This window comes from Nocardia arthritidis, from assembly GCF_011801145.1.
GTDB classification, from domain to species: Bacteria; Actinomycetota; Actinomycetes; order Mycobacteriales; family Mycobacteriaceae; genus Nocardia; species Nocardia arthritidis_A.
This window is the reverse complement of the sequence record NZ_CP046172.1, coordinates 4,346,426-4,365,305: the sequence shown is the minus strand read 5'-3', so window position 1 is coordinate 4,365,305 and position 18,880 is coordinate 4,346,426. Positions and strand designations below refer to the sequence as shown.

At 65.5% G+C, this 18,880-nt stretch carries 19 protein-coding genes; 12 read left to right on the top strand and 7 right to left on the bottom strand.

Going from position 1 to position 18,880, the window contains the following annotated elements; genetic code table 11:
• The first annotated feature begins 162 nt into the window (after positions 1 to 162).
• Positions 163 to 1,380, top strand: coding sequence for a PucR family transcriptional regulator (locus F5544_RS19670; RefSeq protein WP_167474533.1), 1,218 nt, complete (start codon positions 163 to 165; stop codon positions 1,378 to 1,380).
• A gap of 48 nt (positions 1,381 to 1,428) precedes the next feature.
• Here F5544_RS19670 and F5544_RS19665 read toward each other — a convergent pair whose 3' ends face one another.
• Positions 1,429 to 1,938 (bottom strand): DUF6636 domain-containing protein, encoded by a 510-nt coding sequence (locus F5544_RS19665; RefSeq protein WP_167474532.1) that lies wholly within the window; start codon positions 1,936 to 1,938, stop codon positions 1,429 to 1,431.
• A 141-nt stretch (positions 1,939 to 2,079) separates the two neighbouring features.
• On the opposite strand from F5544_RS19665, the gene F5544_RS19660 reads away from it, so the two are divergent.
• The 3 genes from F5544_RS19660 to F5544_RS19650 all read left to right on the top strand — a co-directional run bounded on the left by F5544_RS19660 (position 2,080) and on the right by F5544_RS19650 (position 4,407).
• The gene (locus tag F5544_RS19660; RefSeq protein ID WP_167474531.1) at positions 2,080 to 2,487 is read left to right on the top strand and encodes a hypothetical protein; all 408 of its coding nucleotides are present in this window, start codon (positions 2,080 to 2,082) and stop codon (positions 2,485 to 2,487) included.
• 114 nt (positions 2,488 to 2,601) lie between these two features.
• On the top strand, positions 2,602 to 3,489 hold the full coding sequence (locus tag F5544_RS19655) for a bile acid:sodium symporter family protein (protein ID WP_167474530.1): 888 nt from the start codon (positions 2,602 to 2,604) through the stop codon (positions 3,487 to 3,489).
• A 30-nt stretch (positions 3,490 to 3,519) separates the two neighbouring features.
• Positions 3,520 to 4,407 carry an alpha/beta fold hydrolase gene (locus F5544_RS19650; protein WP_167474529.1) on the top strand — a complete coding sequence of 296 codons (888 nt, stop codon included), beginning with the start codon at positions 3,520 to 3,522 and terminating at the stop codon, positions 4,405 to 4,407.
• 23 nt (positions 4,408 to 4,430) lie between these two features.
• On the opposite strand, the gene F5544_RS19645 is transcribed toward F5544_RS19650, so the two are convergent.
• Entirely contained in the window at positions 4,431 to 4,802 is a 372-nt protein-coding gene (locus tag F5544_RS19645; protein ID WP_167474528.1) for a MerR family transcriptional regulator, read from the bottom strand.
• Between the two features lie 82 nt (positions 4,803 to 4,884).
• On the opposite strand from F5544_RS19645, the gene F5544_RS19640 reads away from it, so the two are divergent.
• Positions 4,885 to 5,787 (top strand): NmrA family NAD(P)-binding protein, encoded by a 903-nt coding sequence (locus F5544_RS19640; protein WP_167474527.1) that lies wholly within the window; start codon positions 4,885 to 4,887, stop codon positions 5,785 to 5,787.
• A 144-nt stretch (positions 5,788 to 5,931) separates the two neighbouring features.
• Here F5544_RS19640 and F5544_RS19635 read toward each other — a convergent pair whose 3' ends face one another.
• Positions 5,932 to 6,189: a hypothetical protein gene (locus tag F5544_RS19635; protein ID WP_238847342.1), complete on the bottom strand. Its 258-nt coding sequence runs from the start codon at positions 6,187 to 6,189 to the stop codon at positions 5,932 to 5,934.
• A 362-nt stretch (positions 6,190 to 6,551) separates the two neighbouring features.
• Here F5544_RS19635 and F5544_RS19630 point away from each other — a divergent pair, with 362 nt between their 5' ends.
• On the top strand, positions 6,552 to 8,039 hold the full coding sequence (locus F5544_RS19630; RefSeq protein ID WP_167474526.1) for an HNH endonuclease signature motif containing protein: 1,488 nt from the start codon (positions 6,552 to 6,554) through the stop codon (positions 8,037 to 8,039).
• A gap of 376 nt (positions 8,040 to 8,415) precedes the next feature.
• On the top strand, positions 8,416 to 9,192 hold the full coding sequence (locus tag F5544_RS19625; protein WP_167474525.1) for an alpha/beta hydrolase: 777 nt from the start codon (positions 8,416 to 8,418) through the stop codon (positions 9,190 to 9,192).
• Positions 9,193 to 9,344: 152 nt separating this feature from the next.
• Here the strand turns inward: F5544_RS19625 and F5544_RS19620 are convergent, their stop codons facing one another.
• Positions 9,345 to 9,983, bottom strand: a complete 639-nt coding sequence (locus F5544_RS19620) for a class I SAM-dependent methyltransferase (protein WP_238847341.1) — start codon at positions 9,981 to 9,983, stop codon at positions 9,345 to 9,347.
• A gap of 240 nt (positions 9,984 to 10,223) precedes the next feature.
• On the opposite strand from F5544_RS19620, the gene F5544_RS19615 reads away from it, so the two are divergent.
• Positions 10,224 to 10,877, top strand: coding sequence for a class I SAM-dependent methyltransferase (locus tag F5544_RS19615; RefSeq protein ID WP_203217608.1), 654 nt, complete (start codon positions 10,224 to 10,226; stop codon positions 10,875 to 10,877).
• 120 nt (positions 10,878 to 10,997) lie between these two features.
• The gene (locus tag F5544_RS19610) at positions 10,998 to 11,912 is read left to right on the top strand and encodes a D-alanyl-D-alanine carboxypeptidase family protein (RefSeq protein ID WP_167474523.1); all 915 of its coding nucleotides are present in this window, start codon (positions 10,998 to 11,000) and stop codon (positions 11,910 to 11,912) included.
• Here the strand turns inward: F5544_RS19610 and F5544_RS19605 are convergent.
• From F5544_RS19605 to F5544_RS19595, 3 genes are all read right to left on the bottom strand, one after another.
• Positions 11,888 to 13,069, bottom strand: coding sequence for an FAD-dependent monooxygenase (locus tag F5544_RS19605; protein ID WP_167474522.1), 1,182 nt, complete (start codon positions 13,067 to 13,069; stop codon positions 11,888 to 11,890). The genes F5544_RS19610 and F5544_RS19605 overlap by 25 nt on opposite strands.
• Before the next feature lie 110 nt (positions 13,070 to 13,179).
• Positions 13,180 to 14,625, bottom strand: coding sequence for an amino acid permease (locus F5544_RS19600; RefSeq protein WP_167474521.1), 1,446 nt, complete (start codon positions 14,623 to 14,625; stop codon positions 13,180 to 13,182).
• Between the two features lie 207 nt (positions 14,626 to 14,832).
• Positions 14,833 to 16,557, bottom strand: coding sequence for a DUF3556 domain-containing protein (locus tag F5544_RS19595; RefSeq protein WP_167474520.1), 1,725 nt, complete (start codon positions 16,555 to 16,557; stop codon positions 14,833 to 14,835).
• Positions 16,558 to 16,721: 164 nt separating this feature from the next.
• Here F5544_RS19595 and msrB point away from each other — a divergent pair, with 164 nt between their 5' ends.
• From msrB to F5544_RS19580, 3 genes are all read left to right on the top strand, one after another.
• Positions 16,722 to 17,177: a peptide-methionine (R)-S-oxide reductase MsrB gene (gene msrB / locus F5544_RS19590; protein WP_167474519.1), complete on the top strand. Its 456-nt coding sequence runs from the start codon at positions 16,722 to 16,724 to the stop codon at positions 17,175 to 17,177.
• Entirely contained in the window at positions 17,174 to 17,686 is a 513-nt protein-coding gene (msrA, locus tag F5544_RS19585; RefSeq protein ID WP_167474518.1) for a peptide-methionine (S)-S-oxide reductase MsrA, read from the top strand. The genes msrB and msrA overlap by 4 nt, the downstream gene beginning before the upstream one ends.
• Before the next feature lie 289 nt (positions 17,687 to 17,975).
• Positions 17,976 to 18,746, top strand: a complete 771-nt coding sequence (locus F5544_RS19580) for a neutral zinc metallopeptidase (protein ID WP_203217607.1) — start codon at positions 17,976 to 17,978, stop codon at positions 18,744 to 18,746.
• Positions 18,747 to 18,880 lie beyond the last annotated feature (134 nt).

The window sequence follows — 18,880 nt, the reverse complement described above, 5'->3', positions numbered from 1 at the left end:
CTGTTCTGATTCGTAGCAGCTCAGCCGAAGTCAACACGGCAAAACGCCCATGAGGATGAGCCAGACGGATAAAGATGGGATGTGCGTCTTGGCGAATTGGCCAAAACACACAAGTGTGTGACTCTGTGCGGGCGATCCCCGCACGACAACGCAGGAGGCTTGATGAAGGTGGCGACTGAGGAGGATCTGCTGGGGACGGACACCGATCTGTTCGGCCTGGCGCAGATGGTCGCCCAGAGCGCGGGCGGCATGGTGTCGATCGAGGATCCGCAGTCGCATGTACTCGCGTACTCCGCGTCCGATCAAGCGGCCGACCAGATGCGGGTGCTCTCTATCCTGGGCCGCGAGGGCCCACGCGAATATCTGCAGGTCCTGCGCAAGTGGGGAGTTTTCGATCGATTGCGGCGCAGCGACGAGGTGATCGACGTGCCCGCGCACGAGGAGCTGCGCATCAAGCGCAGGCTCGCGGTCGGCATCCACCGTCCCGCCGACGAATCCGGGGTCGCGCCGCGGCTGCTGGGCTCGATCTGGTTGCAGCAGGGCGACCGGCCGTTCAAACCGGACGCCGCGGAGATCCTGCGCGGCGCGGCGGCCATCGCCGCGCGCATCATCTCGCGCAGCCTCGCCGCGCCGTCGGCCGAGGCGATGCTGGTGCAGCGGCTGTTCGGCGCCCGCCAGGGCGGCATCGATATCGCCGGTGCGGCAAGCACTTTGAACATCCCGATGACCGGCCCCGCCGCGGTGATCGGCTTCGCGCTCACCGGTGTCGGCGACCACTCCTCATTCGGCAATCTACTTCGCCTGCGCGCCAGCTCATTTCGGCCCGACGCGGTGACAACCCTGCTCGGCGATCGCGCGTATGTGCTGTTCCCGCAGTATCAATCGAGCCGGGCCGTCACCCAGTGGGCGCGCCAGCTCGTCGAACAACTGGAGGCGAAGCGGTCGGTGAACCTGTGCGCGGCGATCGCCTGCCCGGTCGCCGATCTCACCAAGGTCGCCGCCGCACGCGGCGAGGTGGACCGGGTGCTCGACAGCAATCCGGATCGCAAGGTCACCACGCTCGCCGAATCGCGCACCTCGGTGCTGCTCGGCGAGATCCTCGATCTGGTCGCCGGACGGCCCGACCTGCACGACCCGCGGTTGCAGGCGCTGTTCGAGTACGACCGCAAACATTCGGCGAATCTGCGGGAGAGCGTCGAGATCTACCTGCGCGCGCACGGCGACGTGCGCAACGCGGCGAACGCGCTGTGCGTGCACCCGAATACCCTGCGCTACCGGGTGCGGCGGGTGGAGAACATCCTGGGCATCGACCTCGGCGACCCGGGCGACCGGTTGCTGCTCGAGCTGCAGTTGGCGCTGCATCGGCGGTTGTACGGTTGAGCCGATCTTTGTGGGTTTCGCGGCGCGGGAACCGTTTGTGACCGTGGCTCAGAACAGCTCGTTGGTGCTGCGGGCGATCCGGAAGCCGTGCCCGGTGCGGTCGTTGCGGCAGGTGACGCCGTTCCTCGCGGACGTGCAGGTGTAGCCGTTCACCGTGAGCGTCGCGCCGTAGGCGAGGATGTGCCGGTTCGGGCCGGTGTAGGTGCTCTCGGTCAGGCAGCGGAAGTGGGCGGTGTCGGTGACCTCGATGGCCGGTTCGCCCGGTTCGGCCCGGCAGTCCGCCATATCCGCGGGCAGCGGTTTGGTGGGGCCCTGACAGCCCGCGCCCTTTTCGACGATGCCACAGGCATATCTGCCGCTCGGCGTGGTGAAATACCAGCCGGTGGCGTCGCGGAACCGCTGCGGATCGGCCGGTTGGGTCGTATCCGGTTTCAGCTCAACGGTTTTGGTGACGGCCCGATGGGTGGCCGGGACTTGGCTCGACGGATCGGAACCGCACCCGATGAGCGTGCCGGCGACACCTGCGGCGAGCAGGATTGCGGCGAGGCGGGATGACACGGTTCCACAATGACCCCGGCGGCATTAAGGAAGTCTGAAGAAGACGATGCGACCAATCCGGCGATTCGGGTTCCCGATTGCCGGTATTTCGGTTAAGGATCGATACGGATCGCCCGCAGCCGACCTGCCGGAGGAACGCATATGAGGTACCTGCCAACCCGCGGCGCCAAGGCTGCCGCCGTCACGGGCGGGCTCGCCGCCATCGCGATCGCATTCGCCGCCCCGACCGCCGGAGCCACCGCGAACCGGATCGCGGTGCTGCCGGGGATCAACTTCGGGCTCGGCACCAATTACGGCACCGGCTGCACGTACATGATCGAGGCCATCGTCGACGACGCCGCCGTTCCGGTCGCCTTCTACGACAACGGGGTTCCCATCGGCACCATCCGGCCCTCCGGCGGAGTCGCACTGCTGCAATGGGTTCCGGGCAGCGTCGGGACGCACACCATCGCGGCGTTCCAGGCGCCGGACGCGAAGCAGGGCATCGCGATCGACATCAGGGTCGCGACGGGCGTGCATCTCGGGTACGGCTGCAACGTCTTCGGCTGATCCGCTCGCGGTTTTCTTAAGCGAACCCAAAGTTCGCTGGCCCCACCGCCCGACACCCGATAACGTCGAGATCCGTTGTCCGGACGACCTATTCGCGGAGTTGAGGAGATAAGAGTGGGTTCGACATTGTTCGCGGTATTCCTACCGTTGGCACTGGCGCTGGTGCTGTTCGGACTCGGATTGACGCTGACCACAGCCGATTTCGCCAGGGTGCTGCGCTATCCGAAGGCGGCGGCGGTCGCGCTGGCCTGTCAGATCCTGGTGCTGCCGGTCATCTGCTTCGGCCTGATCCACCTCTTCGGGCTGACGGGCGCGCTGGCCGCGGGCATGATGCTGCTCGTCGCGGCGCCCGGCGGGCCGTCGGCCAACCTGTTCAGCCATATCGCGGGCGGCGATGTCGCGCTGAATATCACGCTCACCGCGATCAATTCGGTTATCGCGGTGTTCACCATGCCGTTGATCGCCGCCTTCGCCTTCGACCGCTTCCTCGACGACGGCTCGAAACTCGGTGTGCGACCGGACAAATTCATCCAGGTGTTCGCGATCGTGCTGGTGCCGGTGGCGATCGGCATGCTGGTGCACCGCCGGTTCACCGCATGGGCCGAACGGATGCGCCGCCCGGTGAAGATCGGGTCCGGCGTGGTGCTGGCACTCGTGGTGGTCGGCGCGTTCGCGCAGCAGCCGAAGACCTTCGCCGACAACTTCGGCAAGCTCGTCACGCTCTGCCTGGTGCTGTCCACCATCAGCTTCCTCATCGGCTACTTCGTGCCCCGCCTCGCCCGCGTCGACGCCGACCAGGCCATCGCCTCGGCCATGGAAATCGGAATCCACAACGGCGCCCTGGCCATAACCGTCGCGGTATCGGTCCTGCACAACGACAAAATGGCCGTCGCCCCCGCCCTGTACGGCCTCACCATGAATATCCCGGCCGTCATCGCCGCCTACCTCCTGGCCCGCTACATCCGCAAATCCCCCACCGGACCAGTCCCCGCAACCGTCTGAACCCCCGCCGAATCCGGGCAATAATCCACCATGTTCGATGGATTCGAGGAATTCGATATCGCCGTGGCCGGGACGACCGTCCACGGGCGAATCGGCGGCGCGGGTGCGCCGCTGCTGCTGTTGCTGTTGCACGGCATACCCGAAACGCATGTGATGTGGCATCGGGTCGCGCCCGCGCTCGCCGAAGAACACACCGTGGTCGTCACCGACCTCCGCGGCTTCGGGGCCAGCGGTAAGCCCGCCAGCACTGCCGATCATGCGCCGTACGCGATGCGGGCGCTGGCCGCCGACCAGGTCGAGGTGATGAAACGGCTCGGCCACAACGCATTCGGCGTCGCCGGGCACGACCGCGGCGGCCGCTGCGCGTACCGCATGGCGCTCGACCACCCCGATAATGTCACCGGGCTCGCCGTCCTGGACATCGTCCCGACCTGCGATGCCTTCGACAATGCCGATATGAAGTTCAGCCTCGGGTATTGGGTGTGGTCGTTCCTCGCGGCCCCGTACCCCGTGCCGGAGACACTTATCGCCAACGACCCGGCAACGCTGGTCAACCACATGCTCGATACATGGTCCACGGACCCATCCTGCTTCACCGACGAGATCCGGTCCGAATACATCGACAAGTTCTCGCCGCCGGAAACCATTCACGCCATCTGCGAGGAGTACCGCGCCGCGGCGACACTCGACTATCACCACGACCGAAAAGACAAGGGCAGCCGCCTCATTCGCTGCCCGGTCCTGGCACTGTGGGCCACCGACAGCGCGGTCGCGGAATGGTATGACCCGCTACGAATCTGGCGAGACTGGGCTGTGGCGGTTCGCGGAAAACCAATACCGGGCGGACATTTCATCGCCGAGGAGAACCCCGCGGCGGTGACCACCGAGCTTCTGAACTTCTTCGCCGACGTCGCCTGACAAGGGTGATATACCCCCGGCGATCACTTATCCGGCCGAGGCGCGTCCCAGCATGCCGCGGCCATGACCTCCTCGAGCATGTGCAACGAGGCCTGCCGTTGTTCGATCTCGGCGATGAGCCGCGACCGAACCGCCTCGAGTTCACCGGTCAATTCTCCGGATACGACTACTCCGACAGCGTCGCGACAAGCGGCGGGCAGCACCTCGGCGACCTTGGCACTCGACAGGCCCGCGGCATATAGAAGCTGTATGCAGGCAACGACTTCCACCGCCGCCTCGGTGTAGTCGCGATAACCGTTCGAGACTCGGCTCGGCACCAATAGGCCCCGTTCTTCGTAATAGCGCAGTGCCCGCACGCTCACACCCGTACGATGCGCCAACTCACCGATCCGCACACATCCAACGTAACCCCTTGACCCTCTCGCCCACGTGAGGCCTTACGGTCCTGCGGCAGCCAATTCACAAGCGAGGAAACACATGTCGCAACCCACCGTCCTGATCATCGGCGCCACGGGCATCATCGGTTCCGCTCTCGTCGATCGGCTCATACCGGACCATCGAGACCGGCACCTGCGGTTGGTGGTCGCGACCCGGCATCCCGAAGCGGCCGCCGAGCGGTGGCACAACCATGGGATCGAAATACGCCGGCTCGATCTCGATGACGCGGAAAGCGAAGGGCTGACGGCAATCCGATCAGCCTTCACCTCCATCGATCGGGTCTTTCTGCTCACCGGCTACACCGTGCAGATGCTGGCGGAATCGAAGGCGGCGGTCGACGCCGCGAAAGCCGAAGGCGTCACCCACCTGGTCCATATCGGTGTCTCGGCGGCCAGGGACACGACAATTGCGCACTTTGCCTGGCATCAACTCATCGAGGCGTATATCGAGCGTTCCGGACTGGGTTACACCCACCTTCGTCCGGCCGCCTTCATGCAGAACCTCGCACGCGGCATCGGCGAGCCCGGCGTGCTCACACATTTCATCGGTGCCGCACGGACGAATTGGATCGACACCGACGACATCGCGGAGGTAGCCGCGATCGTGCTGCGCGATCCGGCGGCGTATGCCGGGCACGCCTACGACCTGGCCGCGGAGTCCGCGTCGATGAGCGAGATCGTCGAGCAACTGACGGCGGTCACCCGGCAACAATGGCGATACCGACCCGCGGAACCACAAACGTTCTACGACAACATGGTCCGAGCGGGCGCGGACCCGGTGTACATGGCTTGCGTCCGAAATGTATTCGAGCGCACACGCAATGGTTCGCTGACCGAGCCGGACGACATCCTCGGCACGATCAGAACCATCACCGGCCACCCGGCAACCTCGCTACGCGACTATTTCGAAAAGAACCGAACCGAATTCACCGTTGCTCGTTGAGCCCGATGGCACGGAGCGGTTCGGCCCACTGCGGCCAGCGGGGGTCGAGCCCGCCCGCCTCGTCTCCGACCATGTTGGTGCATGTGTAGCCGACCGCGAGGCCCGACTCGGGGTGCGCGAGGCCGATTCGACTCCGGTACCGGCTTACCCGAGGGCTCCGCTGTCGAACAGCGTTGCGGGATGGATGATCTCCGCAATGGCAAGACCGGCCAGGATCGCTCGTATCAGGCGAGAACCGATATCGATCGCGAGCCCGGCCGGGCGCGCTTGCACGACGTCAACGGTCGACAGGGGTTTGCGGGTGAATTGGGGTGCTACGCGGTACTCCTCGCTCTCGGGCAGATCGATCCACAGGCTCAGCCCGAGCGGTTCGGCGATCTCGGCGGCGAGGAAGTCCCCCACGCTCTTGCCCGCAACCCTGTGGATCAGCTCGCCGGGCAGGTAGCCCCACGTGAGCGGGTGCTAGTAGAACGTGGTCCCAGGCACGTCAATGAGGCGAAACCCTTCGCCCGCAAACGGTGTCCGACCGGTTTGCGCCCAGATCTCGTGGCTTGACGTGCCGAAATCGCGGTTGCCGATGGGATGCAAGCTAATTCATGGTTTCGCCGGTTTCGAGAGAGTCTTATCATGTGGAACGTTCCTGTTGGGATATTCCGAACTTAGTGTGACACAATCATTTTGGACTCATTTGCGAAAGACATAACTCTTGGTTCGAGTGGCTGTTTTCTCGTGACTTTCGAATGCAGGTTCGATAGAGTCTTGATATGACTTCGGCCGATCCCGCTGGTGGGCAACGGGTTAGCGACCCGTTGGCCGTTGGTGTGGACTGGGTGTCGGATCTTTCGTTGGTGGGGGTATCCGATGAGGAACTGGTCGAATTGGTGCGGCGAGTCGAGTGCGAGAAGCGTCGGCTGGCCGCGGTAGAACATCGGCTGGCGGTGGAGTTGGCTCAGCGGTCGATCCCGGCGAAGGTGGGTGCGCGGGGTGTGTCGGGGTTTCTGGTTGAGACGCTGCGGATTCCGCATGCTGAGGCGTCGGCGCGGGCCAAAGCGGCCAAGGAGTTGGGTCCACGTGTCGATATGGCCGGGGAGGTGCATCCGCCGTTGCTGCCCGCGACCGCGGCCGCGTTGGCCGAGGGCGCGATCAGTATGGCGCACGCGCAACGGATTTCGGCGGTGCTCGCGCATGTGCCGGGGTCGGTGGACAATCCCGAATTCGAGGCCACCGAAACCTTGTTGGCCGGGCTGGCCCGCACCCTGTGCGCTGATGACATTCCCGCGGTCGGGGACAAGGTCCTGGCGTATCTGGATCCGGATGGTCGTGTCACCGATGACAAGGATCGGGCCCGGATGCGGGGTGTCACGGTGGGGCGGCAACGCCCGGACGGGATGTCGGTGATCCGGGGTGAGCTGTCGCCGACGTTGCGGGGTTTGTGGGATACGTTCATGGCCAAATACGCGCGCCCGGGCATGAACAACCCCGACGACCCCGACTCACCGCGCGGGGCCTGTGATGTCGCCGATCGCGAGGCGATGGTGGCGGCCGCGACACGCGATACCCGCACGGTGGCGCAACGTCAGCACGACGCGTTGGCGATGCTGCTGGACCCGCAAACCCGGGTCGATGAACTCGGGGAACACCGCGGCCTGCCGGTGTCGATGATCATGACCGTCAGCGTCGAGGATCTGGAACGCAAGACCGGTGTGGCGACAACCGCGACCGGCGGCACCATCCCGATCAGCGAGGCCCTGCGGTTGGCCGAACACGCCGACCCCTACCTGCTGGTATTCGACAAACACGGTCTGCCACTGCATTTCGCGCGGAAACGACGCCTGGCCTCCGCGTCACAGCGGTTGGCGTTGACCGCGGCCCTGCGTGGCTGCACCCGCCCGGGCTGCGACGCACCGGCGAGTATGTGCGCGGTGCACCATGTGAGCGAGTGGCACGCCGGCGGCGCAACGGATATCGAAAATTTGACCTTGGCGTGCGACCACTGCCACAGTCTGGTCAACGATGGCCCCAACGGCTGGAAAACCGTTGTCCTGGGCAAGGATTCACGGTATCCAGGCCGTACCGGGTGGATCGCGCCACCACACATCGACCCCACCAGGACACCGCGCGTCAACCACCGCCACCACCCCGGCGAGTTGCTGGCACGAGCCCTATCACGGATCCACCACCGCAACAACCACGACCAGTCCCGCCACCGCGACTGGCCCAACAACTCACAACCACCAACAGACCGGGACTGACCCGCACACCCACCACGGTGTGCGGGCACAACCCGTGCCAACGAATCTGGCGGGAATGGGCGGTGGCGGTTCGCGGAAACCAATACCCGGGGGACACTTCATCGCCGAAAAGAATCCCGCGGCAGTGACGACCGAGCTCCTGGACTTCTTCGCCTATTGATCGATAGGCGGTCGAAATCAGCGAGTCGGCTTGGTTATCCGCCGACTGCTCCCGATCTCGGAGGGGCGATCTTGGATACGTCGCGATTCCTCCATCGCACCCTTGGCGCAGAGCTGAGCAAACCTCGAGAGAACAGACAGGACCTGCACGCTGACCATCCAAGGAGCCTGGCCAATTCGGTTGCTGCGGTCCGCGATTGATGGTCGAATGCCGTTCATGACCGCCTGGCGCGAATCATCGATGGGCTACCAGGCTGCTGACGGCGGCGAACAGCCCATGTTGGTCTTCGAGCCGTCCGAGGCCACGCGGCTCGCGGCCGGCATCGTCTTGTTCCACGGCGGCGCGCTGCGCACCGGATCGGCCGACATGCTGGCCCCACACTGTCGTCGACTGGCATCGCGCGGGATTTTCGCGGTCTCCGCCGGGTACCGGCTACTCGGTCAGGGCGCTGAGAGCATCGCGGACTGCGTGACCGACGTCCGGCGGGCGGTTGAGCACTTCAGGACGCTGGCCGCGCCACGCGGGCTCGCGCCATCCCGCCTGGCCTCGGGCGGCAGTTCGGCCGGCGCACATCTCGCGCTTGTCGCCGCGATGACCGCCCCCGGCAGGCCCGCACCAGCATCCGGTACCGCGGCGGTGGTGGCCCTCAATCCGGCGGGCCTGGATCTCCTCGCCTTCCCGCCGGAATTGCAGCGTTCCCTCGAACATCGGGTCGGCATCGATACGGGAGCCTTGATCGAATACTCGCTGATCGAGTTCGTGCGGCCGGGCAATCCGCCGATGCTGATCTGCCACGGCACCGACGACGAGGTAGAGCCGGTCGACCACGTTCGGCGCTTCCGGGACGCCATGGCGCACGCCCGCAACGACTGCACACTGCGCGAGTACGAAAACGCCCAGCACGGCTTCCACTACCCCGGCCCCAGCGGGCACTTCGACGACGTCATCGACGCCACGACCCGATTCCTCTTCGATCGGTTCGCAGCGAACTGACAACCCAGTCGGTGGTAAGGATGCGATCGAGCTCGCAGAGGCGCTGGACAATGTGGCGACGGTCGAGCCGTTGCTCGGGGAATCGGCCACGCTCGAAGTGGTGACGACCGTGCCGATCGTCCAGGTCGCCGACGTCGTGCTCGCACACGTAGTCAGTCGGACGGCTTGTGCCACAGGAGGAAATAGCGCCAGAAGACGAGGCGGCGCACCTGGGCGCCGGGGAGCAGTGCGGCGGCGTATTCGCGGACCTGGCGGGTGGCCAGGGGTGGATCGAGTAGCACCGGCATTGCGGAGTGGGTGGGTTCGTGGGCGAACCAGTTGCCGCCGTTGAACTTTCGTAGCAGGGCGAAGGTGAGACCGAATAGTCGCTGACTTATCAGGGCGAGAAGTTCGACGGGCAGTTCGCGGGGTAGGTCGGTGCGTGGCAGCGCTACCGCGACGAGCACACCGCCCGGGCGCAGCGCACGCGCCAGCACCGGAAGCGCCATCTCGAGCGGGAGGTGGTGCAGTGCGGTTACGGAGACGATCGCGTCGTAACCCGCCTCAGGCAGTGGCTCTTTCAGCACATCGCCGAGTAGGAGGGTGACGTTGTCCGGGGTCGTGTCGTATGCGGCGGCGATCATCTCCGGCGATTTGTCGACGGCGTCGACCTTTTCGGCTCGGGCTGCCAGCTTCGACGCGAAAACGCCCGCACCGCAACCGACATCGAGTACCCGGCGCAATCCGTCCGGCAGCTGACGCAATAGTAGGCGGTGATAGAAGGCATTGTGATCCCAGTCCAGCGCGCTCACCGGTCGCAGTCTGCCACCGCGCGCCCCGGCCCGCGACCCCCGCCCATCCGGAGCGCGACCGCCGTCAGCCCCTAGGTCCGCGCAGAGTACAACGGGGCTCACCCAACATCGTCCAGGCGATCGCCGCGGTGATCCTGGCCGACTGGGATCTGCTGCCGTGGATCGATGCGAGCTCAATGGAGTGCCTCTTGCGCAAAAACCATTGTGCGGCAATCGCCCGATCATGCGATGATGCCGCCGGTGACCACAGGCGATCCGAAAGACCTTGTCCGACAGGGCTACAACGCCCTCTCCGAACACTACGACCGAGCCTTCGGCGGCGAAACCAAATATCAGGCATGGCTGTCCGAGCTCGATCAGCAAATCCCCTCGGCCGCAACCGTACTCGACCTCGGCTGCGGTTCCGGCATCCCCGTCGCCCGCATGCTCGCGACGACCGGACGCCGGGTGGTCGGCGTCGATATCAGCGATGTTCAAGTCGACCGAGCCCGCCGACTCGTGCCGACGGCCGAGTTCATCCGCGCCGACGCCGCCGCCGTCGACTTCGAACCGGCATCGTTCGACGCGGTGATCTGTCTCTACGCGCTCATCCACATGCCGCTCGACGAACAGCTTCCATTGCTGACCAAGGTCGCCCGCTGGCTGCGCCCGCGGGGTCTGTTCGTTCTCACCACCGGCCACCGGGCCGGGACCGGCACCGACGACAACTGGCTCGATACCGGAGAGACCATGTGGTGGAGCCATGCCGACGCCACCACCTACCGAACCTGGCTCGCCGAGGCGGGCTTCGAGGTCCGGCGCGCGGAATTCATCCCCGAGGGCACGGGCGGCCACATGCTGTTCTGGGCGGTGAAACCCGATCCGACACAACCGCTTTCCTCGACGGACCGTTGACGACACGGCCCGACCAGCGAACAGTCTGATTGCCAGTTCATAGCCGCATCAACGGCGGCACGCATTTGTCGAACCGCGAAAATCCCGTTGTTCACCCCAGCATCACGGCACAATATGTCGATGCGGTCATTTGCCGGATTGATGCTGAGCGCCGTCGCCGGAGCACTGCTCGTGACGCCCGCCCCGAGTTACGCGGATTCCCACCTGCCCTTCTGGCCGTCGCCCGAACCGCTGGGCGTGCAGGCGCCGCTGGCGGAATTGGCGGACGGGAACACCGGCGCGGTGCGCTGGTCGCGGCAGCCGGACAGTCCGGCCCCGATCGGCAGCATCACGAAGGTGATGACCGCGCTGGTGGTGATCGGCGCGGGCGACCTCGATCGGAATATCACGGTGCCGCAGGCGATCATCGCCTACGACAACAAGTACGGCGCGAGCACGGCGGGCCTGACTCCCGGTGAGGTGCTCACCGCCCGGCAGCTGCTTTACGCGCTACTGCTTCCGTCCGGCTGCGACGCCGCCTACGCTCTTGCCGAGGCATATGGGCCCGGCCAAGCCGGTTTCATCGACAAGATGAACGACACCGCGCGTCAACTCGGCCTGGCGGGAACGCATTTCACCGATCCCAGCGGCCTGCCCAATCCGAGCGACTATTCCACCTATTCCACGCCTGCGGATCTGGTGCGGCTCGGTCTGCGCGCGATGAGCCTGCCGATCTTCCGCGATATCGTGCGATCGCAGAATTATCACCTGCCCGCCGGACCGAATAATCGCGATCACATCTGGCAGACAACGAACCTGCTGCTGCACGACTATCCCGGCACCGCGGGCATCAAAACCGGATCCACCGACGCCGCGGGAACCTGTCTGTTGTTCGAGGCCGTCAGGGCGGGGCAGCCGCTGATCGGTGTGGTGCTGCACAGCTCACCGGATAGCGAAACCGTCGCCGAGGACGATGCCGAGCACATGTTGAACTGGGGCTTCGGCCCGATCCTCAGCGCACTGCCGATCGGCTACTCGCCGCCTTCGTACAAGTAGAGCCGACGGCCCGCGAGCACCGACCGAATCCACTCCGTGAAGTCGTCCGGAGTCATCGAGGACCACGGCGGAGTCTCGGTGACCTGAGCCTGCCCGAGGCGCCTGCCGAGTTCCACCAGCGCCGTGCCCGCCGGACACCGCTGCGCGTCATATGCGGCGAGCAGCTCTGCCCAGTTCCCGTGCTCGCGACACAGGCGGCCCAGCGTCAGCGCATCCTGCACGGCCTTGACCGCGCCGCTGCCGGTATGCGGCCGGGCGACCGTGCCCGCGTCGCCGATCAGCGCGAGCCGATGCGCGACATAGCTCGAACTACGAATATCGACAACCGGATGGACAACCGTGCTCGCCGGGCTGGTCTTGGCTATCACCTCGGCCCAATACGGCGGAAAATCGGCGGACAGCACCGCGTCCAGACCGGGCAGCGAATCACCGGGCGCCTCATCGGTATCGGATGAAAACGGTTGCGCCGGTTTGTGATACAGACCCCAGTAGACCCGCAGAACACCGGGTCGCGGATCGGGGGTGATCATGATGAGACAGTGCCCGCCGGTGTAGGCCACGGTCACGATCTGGTCGTGCAGCGCGTCGGGCACCGGTTGCGGGAGTTCGGTAACCGAATAGCCACCCCGCCACACCACATAGCCGGAATTTTCGACCGACGCCGCCGGGTCGACCAGCGCGCGGACCGCCGACCCGTAACCATCCGCGCCGAAGACGATATCGAACCGTTCGGCCGTCCCGTCGCCGCGGCGCAGCGTGACCGAGTCGGCGTCGGGCTCGATGTGGTTCACCGGTACACCGTCGCGATAGTCGTTGTCGGCGACGCGCTTTCGCAGGTTCGCCCACAGCATGCCCCAGTTGTGCACGACCGTGGTGAACGACTGCTCCCACAGCAGTCGGCCGAGCGGGGCGTCCCCGTCGCGGACATACCACGAACGCTGGGTGATCGAATGCGCGGGCAGCTCGGCGTCGATCAGGTCCGCCGCCGCCAGCTCGGCGCGGACCTCGGCCGAGAGCCCGACGCCATGTCCGCGATCACGCAGCCGTCCCGAACTCCGCTCGAAAACCGTGACATCGCAACCCGCTCGCCGCAATACGACGGCGGCGGCGCATCCGGCGATGCTGCCACCGATGATGCCGACCCGACTTCCGTCCACCCCGTACCGCCTCAGAAATTCCCCAAACTGCAACGAATCCTAATGCAACCCTGCGGGACTGCCCGACCCCTCATCGGATCGGGCAGTTCCGCAAGGCGTTTCGTGACTCGTTACGCGACGGGGGTGTGCACCGAGGTCACGGGATCGGCCCCCTGCAGCTTGGAATGCGTTCGGGAGTAGGCGAAGTAGATGATCAGGCCGACGACCAGCCAGACCGCGAAACGCACCCAGGTCTGCCACGGCAGCGACCAGATCAAGTACACGGAGAAGCCGATGCCGACCACCGGAACCACCGGCATCAGCGGCAGCCGGAAGGTGCGCGGCTCGTCGGGCCTGGTGTAGCGCAGCACGATCACCGCGATGCTCACCACGATGAACGCCATCAGGATGCCGATATTGGTGAGTTCGGCGACGGTGTTGATGGGCAGCACGCCGGCCAGGATCGCCGAGCCGACGCCGACGATCCAGGTGACGCGGGTCGGCACCTTGCGCTGCGGGTGGGTCTTGGCGAACCATTCCGGCAGCAGGCCGTCGCGGCTCATCGCGTACCAGACGCGGGTGACGCCGAGCATGAAAGTGAGCACGACGGTGATGATGCCGACGATGGCCCCGACGGCGATGACGTTGGCGATGCCGTTCATGCCGACGGATTTGAAGGCGTGCGAGAAGCCGCCGTTCGGGTCGATGTCCTTGTAGTTCTGCATACCGGTCAGCACCAGCGTGGCCAGCACGTACAGCACCATGGCGATGCTCAGCGAGTAGATGATGGCCTTCGGCAGCTGCTTTTTGGCCTCGGTGGATTCCTCGGCGGCGGTGCTCATCGCGTCGTAGCCGAATACCGCGAAGAAGACGGTGGCCGCACCGGTCCACACCGCGTTCGCGCCGAACGGGAAGTACGGGTGATAGTTCGCGCTGTTGATCTTGAAGACGCCGAGCACGATGATCAGCAACACCAGCGCGACCTTGATGGCGACCGCGACGATCTCGAACCGGCCGACGCTGCGGATGCCGCGGGAGAGCAACCACGCGGTGCCGAGGCAGAACACCATCGCGAACACATCGAACTTGTGACCGTCACCGGTGCCGAACGCGCCGAGCATCCAGTTCGGTAGGTGAATCCCGACCTGATCGAGCAGGAAGCCGAAGTAGCCGGATACACCGATCGCGACCACCGCCGCCACCGCGATGTATTCGAGCAGCAGATCCCAGCCGATGAACCAGCCCGCGATCTCCCCCAGCGACACATAGCCGTAGGTGTACGCCGAACCCGCCTTCGGCACCATGCCGGTGAACTCGGCATAACACAGCGCGGCGCAGGCGCTCGCGACGCCCGCGATCAGGAACGAGATGAGCACCGCCGGGCCGGTGACCTTGTGCGCGACGGAACCGGCGAGGGTGAAAATGCCCGCGCCGATGATGCCGCCGACGCCGATGGCGGTCAGCTGCCACAGACCGAGTTGCTTCGACAGCCGTTCATCCGCAGGCGTGTCGTCGTCCTCGATCTGCCCGATGGGTTTGCGGCGCAGCATTTGGCCGCGCAACTCCGCAATGGACATGGGGCATCCTCTCCGTCCTCCGCGTCACGCGACAATGCGTAACGCAGGTCACACTGTGTAGCCGCAAGAAGCTAATACGACCACAAACACGCTGTGATCAGCGAATTGGCTAAATAAAGTGCGGCGGCACTTGGCCGATCGGACAATCGTGCGCGTCACCATGGCATATGTTGTCCCCGCGCAGGTCATCGGCGTGTCATCGCGACGTCACGACTTGGTCAATCCGGGCCCGCCGGTGATGTGCACCGGCACGTCGTCGGCCCACGGCTGGCGCGTCACCATCTCGGCCACCTCGACGTATCCGCGCTCGAATTCGCCGGTCGCCGCGTCGACGAGGCGATACCGCTGTATGCCCCGGTGGATCGGCTGGGCGTCGAGCAGGACGACGCGGACCTCCCCGGGTTCGAAGCGGCAGCGCCGATGCAGCGCCGCGATGAGCTGCTCGTTGTGCAGATGGCCGTCACCGAAATTCCAGCCGAGCGCGGTGGCGCAGATCCGCTCGCCGTCGGTGAGTGTGTAATCGGCTTCGTCGCCGTCGGCCATGGCCCGGTGCACCAGCGTGAACAGCGCCCTGCCGTGGGTGTTCATGGCGCGAAACGCGTAACCGAGGTACATCGACAACTGCCCGCGGTCCTTGCCGTAGAACCGCTCCAGTTGGGCCTGCGGCATGCTCGCGAGCGCGACGACGTGCGCGCCGATCTTCGCCGCGGCCGACGGTGCGACGCACCACATCGTGGTGTCCCAGTTCCCCGCGTAGTAGCGCATGCCCGGCAGGAAGGAAACCTTGCGCGGGAACAGGTTTCCGGCGATGACGATGCTCGCGAGCACGAGGAACAGCACCGCCACCGCAACCGGATGGCGCAGGTCGCCGAGCCCGTGATCGGCATGCGCGACGAACAGGGTGAGCACGCCGAAGATCATGAAGACGTTCCACTCCAGCGGCGCGCCCATCGGAATCGCCGACAGTATCGCCAGGTGGAATCCGATCAGCAGCGCCGCGGCCAGCACCGTCGGCACACCGCCGTGCGTGCAGAACAACACCACCGGGACCGCGAGTTCGATCGCGGTCGCGGTGTGCGCGATAATCCGCGACGGCGCGCCAGGCCGCAGGTCGTCCGGAAATTTCTCGAAGAACTTGCGCTTCAACGATTTTCGCCGGATCAGCGGACTGTTCGACATCATCGTCGCGATGACGAACGGGAAGTGCCGGTTCAGCTTCGACAGCGCGGCACCCAGCCAGATCACCAGGAAAACCACCTTCGCGGCGACCACGAAATCCGCGCCGAACAGGAAGGTCACCGCCAATGTCGCGTATACCTCGCCGCGCGCGGCCAGGAATATCACCTTGTCGCGCAGGCCGATCAGCGCCAGCAGGGCGAGAATCACCGCGACCCGCCACGCGGGCAGCAGACCGATCGTGGTGTGCAATTCCGGCACCGGACCGGTGCCGTCGGAGAAGAGCGTCAGCGTGGTCGCCACCAAAAGCGCCGCGTACAAAGCGATATCGACGAACGTTCGATCATCGCCCTTCGTCAGCGGAATAAGGCGCGGCCACGGCGGCAGCCGAATCGTCTTGGGCCGCAACCAATACAGTATCGAGCCGAACGGCGGAAAATACCTGTTGTTCAGCGGGCCGAAACCGCAGCCGAGGCCGATCACCTCGAATAGCAGCGTGTACAGCACCGCCTTCTGGAAGACGATCGGCTCCGACCAGTCGCCGAACCCACGAATACCATTGGTGGACAAGGCAATCAGCCAACCGACGAGCAGATACCCGCCGATCTTCGCGACATAGAGCAGATGCAGTGCCGCCGGCGTCCCGAACCCGGCCTCCGCCCAGTACCGGGCCATCTGCCGGATGCGGGCGGCGCGCGTGCCGCCACTCCATTCCGCCATATCGACGGCGGGTAGTTCCGGTTGCAGAAATCTCATCGCGTTCCGTCATCCCTGGGTTTCGTCACGGTGACACGCGGTCCGGGGGCTGTCAATCAGCGGTCCCGGCCAGTGAGTTGTGAACGAAGTGTGACGCCCGGGTCGCGCAGGAACTTTCCGTACCCGCACGTTGGTTGTACCGGGTGCCGATATGAGGAGGTCATGTGGCACAGGAATACAACCGCAACCCCGCGGCGGTGGCGGCGCTTTCGCCCGAGCAGTACCACGTCACCCAGGAGAACGGGACGGAGCGGCCGTTCACGGGCGAGTACTGGGACAACCACGAGCCGGGTATCTACGTGGATGTGGTGTCCGGTGAGCCGTTGTTCGCCTCGGTCGACAAATTCGACAGCGGCTCGGGCTGGCCGAGCTTCACCAAGCCGATCGACACCGGAAATGTGGTGGAGAAACGGGATTTCAGCCACCTCATGATCCGCACCGAGGTGCGCTCGGCGCACGGCGACAGCCACCTCGGGCACGTATTCCCCGACGGGCCGCGCGCCGAGGGCGGCCTGCGATACTGCATCAATTCGGCGGCGCTGCGGTTCATCCATCTCGACGACCTCGAGGCGGAAGGCTACGCGCAGTACCGAACCCTGTTCACGAAGGAGGACGCGTGACGGACACGCGCACGGCGATTCTGGCGGGCGGCTGCTTCTGGGGTATGGAGGAGCTGATCCGCAAACAGCCCGGGGTGCTCTCGACGCGGGTCGGTTACACCGGCGGCCGCAACGATCACCCGACGTACCGCAACCATCCGGGCCACGCCGAGGCCGTCGAGATCGTCTACGACCCGGCGCGCACCGACTACCGGGCGCTGCTGGAGTTCTTCTTCCAGATCCACGATCCGACGACGAAGGACCGGCAGGGCAACGATATCGGCACCAGCTACCGTTCGGCCATCTTCTACCTCGATGACGAGCAGAAGCGAGTCGCGCTGGACACTATCGCCGATGTCGAGGATTCGGGTCTGTGGCCGGGCAAGGTGGTCACCGAGGTGACCCCGGCGAGCACGTTCTGGGAGGCCGAGCCCGAACACCAGGACTACCTGCAGCGCTACCCCGACGGATACACCTGTCACTTCCCGCGCCCGGGCTGGAAACTGCCGAAGCGGCAGACCACTCGGTGAACGACGCCGCGCCACCCGGTCCCGGGTGGCGCGGCCGTCTCGTATGCTCTTGCCGGACGGAACTATTCGGTCCGGGGAGGACGGTATGCGAATTCGCACTGCGTCTATCGGAGGCGCGGCTCTGAGGCTGACGCGAATCGCAGTCGTCGCCGCGGTGGTCGGTGCCGCGGTATGTGGTTGTGGGTCCAAGGATTCGGGTGATCAGGTCGCGTATCACGCTCCCGCCGCGGCCACGAGTACGAGACCGACCAGTTCTGCGTCCAGTGCCTCGGCCAAGCCCTCGACGCATGTGCCGAACACATCGGGTCCGGTCGAGTCGGATCCCGACCTCGGATCCAATCCGGTGCTGCGGCGGCAGGGCGTCGGGATCTCCGGGGTGAGCTGTCAGCTGCCCGCGTGGAGTGCCGATCCGGCGGCGGCCGAGGCGTTCTACCGGGCCGCGATCGAATGCCACAACTCGGCATGGCGGTCCACGCTGACCGGATTCGGTATCGAGTTCACCGGGCCGAAGCTCTGGGCGGGCGCCCGCTCCGCGCAGTACGACGGCGGATGCGGCCACAACGGGACCGGCCGCGAGGCGTTCTACTGCCCCCGCGACCAGACGATCGTCATGCCGTTCGACACCATGCAACCGATCAGCCGCAACGGCGCCGGATATGCGCTCGCGGTGCTGTCCCACGAGTACGGCCACCATATTCAGCAGTTGACCGGAATTTTCAACGCGTTCCAGGCGCGCGGGAACGCGCTCAACTGGGCGGGTTCGGAAACCGATCTGCTGAACCGCCGCCTCGAGCTGCAGGCGTGGTGCTTCTCCGGAATGTTCTACGGCACCAGCACCGGACGCGGCTCGGTCAGCAAGGCCATGGCGGATCAGGCGTACGACAACAACAGCGGCGCCGGTGACCGTCCCGGCGAACGCCGCTGGCACGGCACCAGCAAGAATGTCGCCAACTGGTTCGGTTGGGGCGAGCATCCCGCCGACGATCCGTCGACACCCGCACAGCCATCCCTCTACGAGTGCAATCCGTGGGCGGCTCGCAGCGCGGCCTGGCTCGAATAGCGCCACACCCGGTATTCCAGGATGACGCAACATGTTTGCGTCGCGGGCCGCGGGCGAGTTGGATATCGGTTCATGGGTCGCAAGAGCGAGCGCAGGCATACCCCGCCTGCGTCGATGGCTCAGCCGCTCTTCGA

Excerpts from the sequence above, each read along its gene's own strand:
- F5544_RS19625 (WP_167474525.1), top strand. The coding sequence starts at position 8,416 with ATGACCGCCTGGCGCGAATCATCGATGGGCTACCAGGCTGCTGACGGC.
- F5544_RS19630 (WP_167474526.1), top strand. The coding sequence starts at position 6,552 with ATGACTTCGGCCGATCCCGCTGGTGGGCAACGGGTTAGCGACCCGTTG.
- F5544_RS19660 (WP_167474531.1), top strand. The coding sequence starts at position 2,080 with ATGAGGTACCTGCCAACCCGCGGCGCCAAGGCTGCCGCCGTCACGGGC.
- F5544_RS19640 (WP_167474527.1), top strand. The coding sequence starts at position 4,885 with ATGTCGCAACCCACCGTCCTGATCATCGGCGCCACGGGCATCATCGGT.
- F5544_RS19595 (WP_167474520.1), bottom strand. The coding sequence starts at position 16,557 with ATGAGATTTCTGCAACCGGAACTACCCGCCGTCGATATGGCGGAATGG.
- F5544_RS19650 (WP_167474529.1), top strand. The coding sequence starts at position 3,520 with ATGTTCGATGGATTCGAGGAATTCGATATCGCCGTGGCCGGGACGACC.
- F5544_RS19600 (WP_167474521.1), bottom strand. The coding sequence starts at position 14,625 with ATGTCCATTGCGGAGTTGCGCGGCCAAATGCTGCGCCGCAAACCCATC.
- F5544_RS19610 (WP_167474523.1), top strand. The coding sequence starts at position 10,998 with ATGCGGTCATTTGCCGGATTGATGCTGAGCGCCGTCGCCGGAGCACTG.
- F5544_RS19670 (WP_167474533.1), top strand. The coding sequence starts at position 163 with ATGAAGGTGGCGACTGAGGAGGATCTGCTGGGGACGGACACCGATCTG.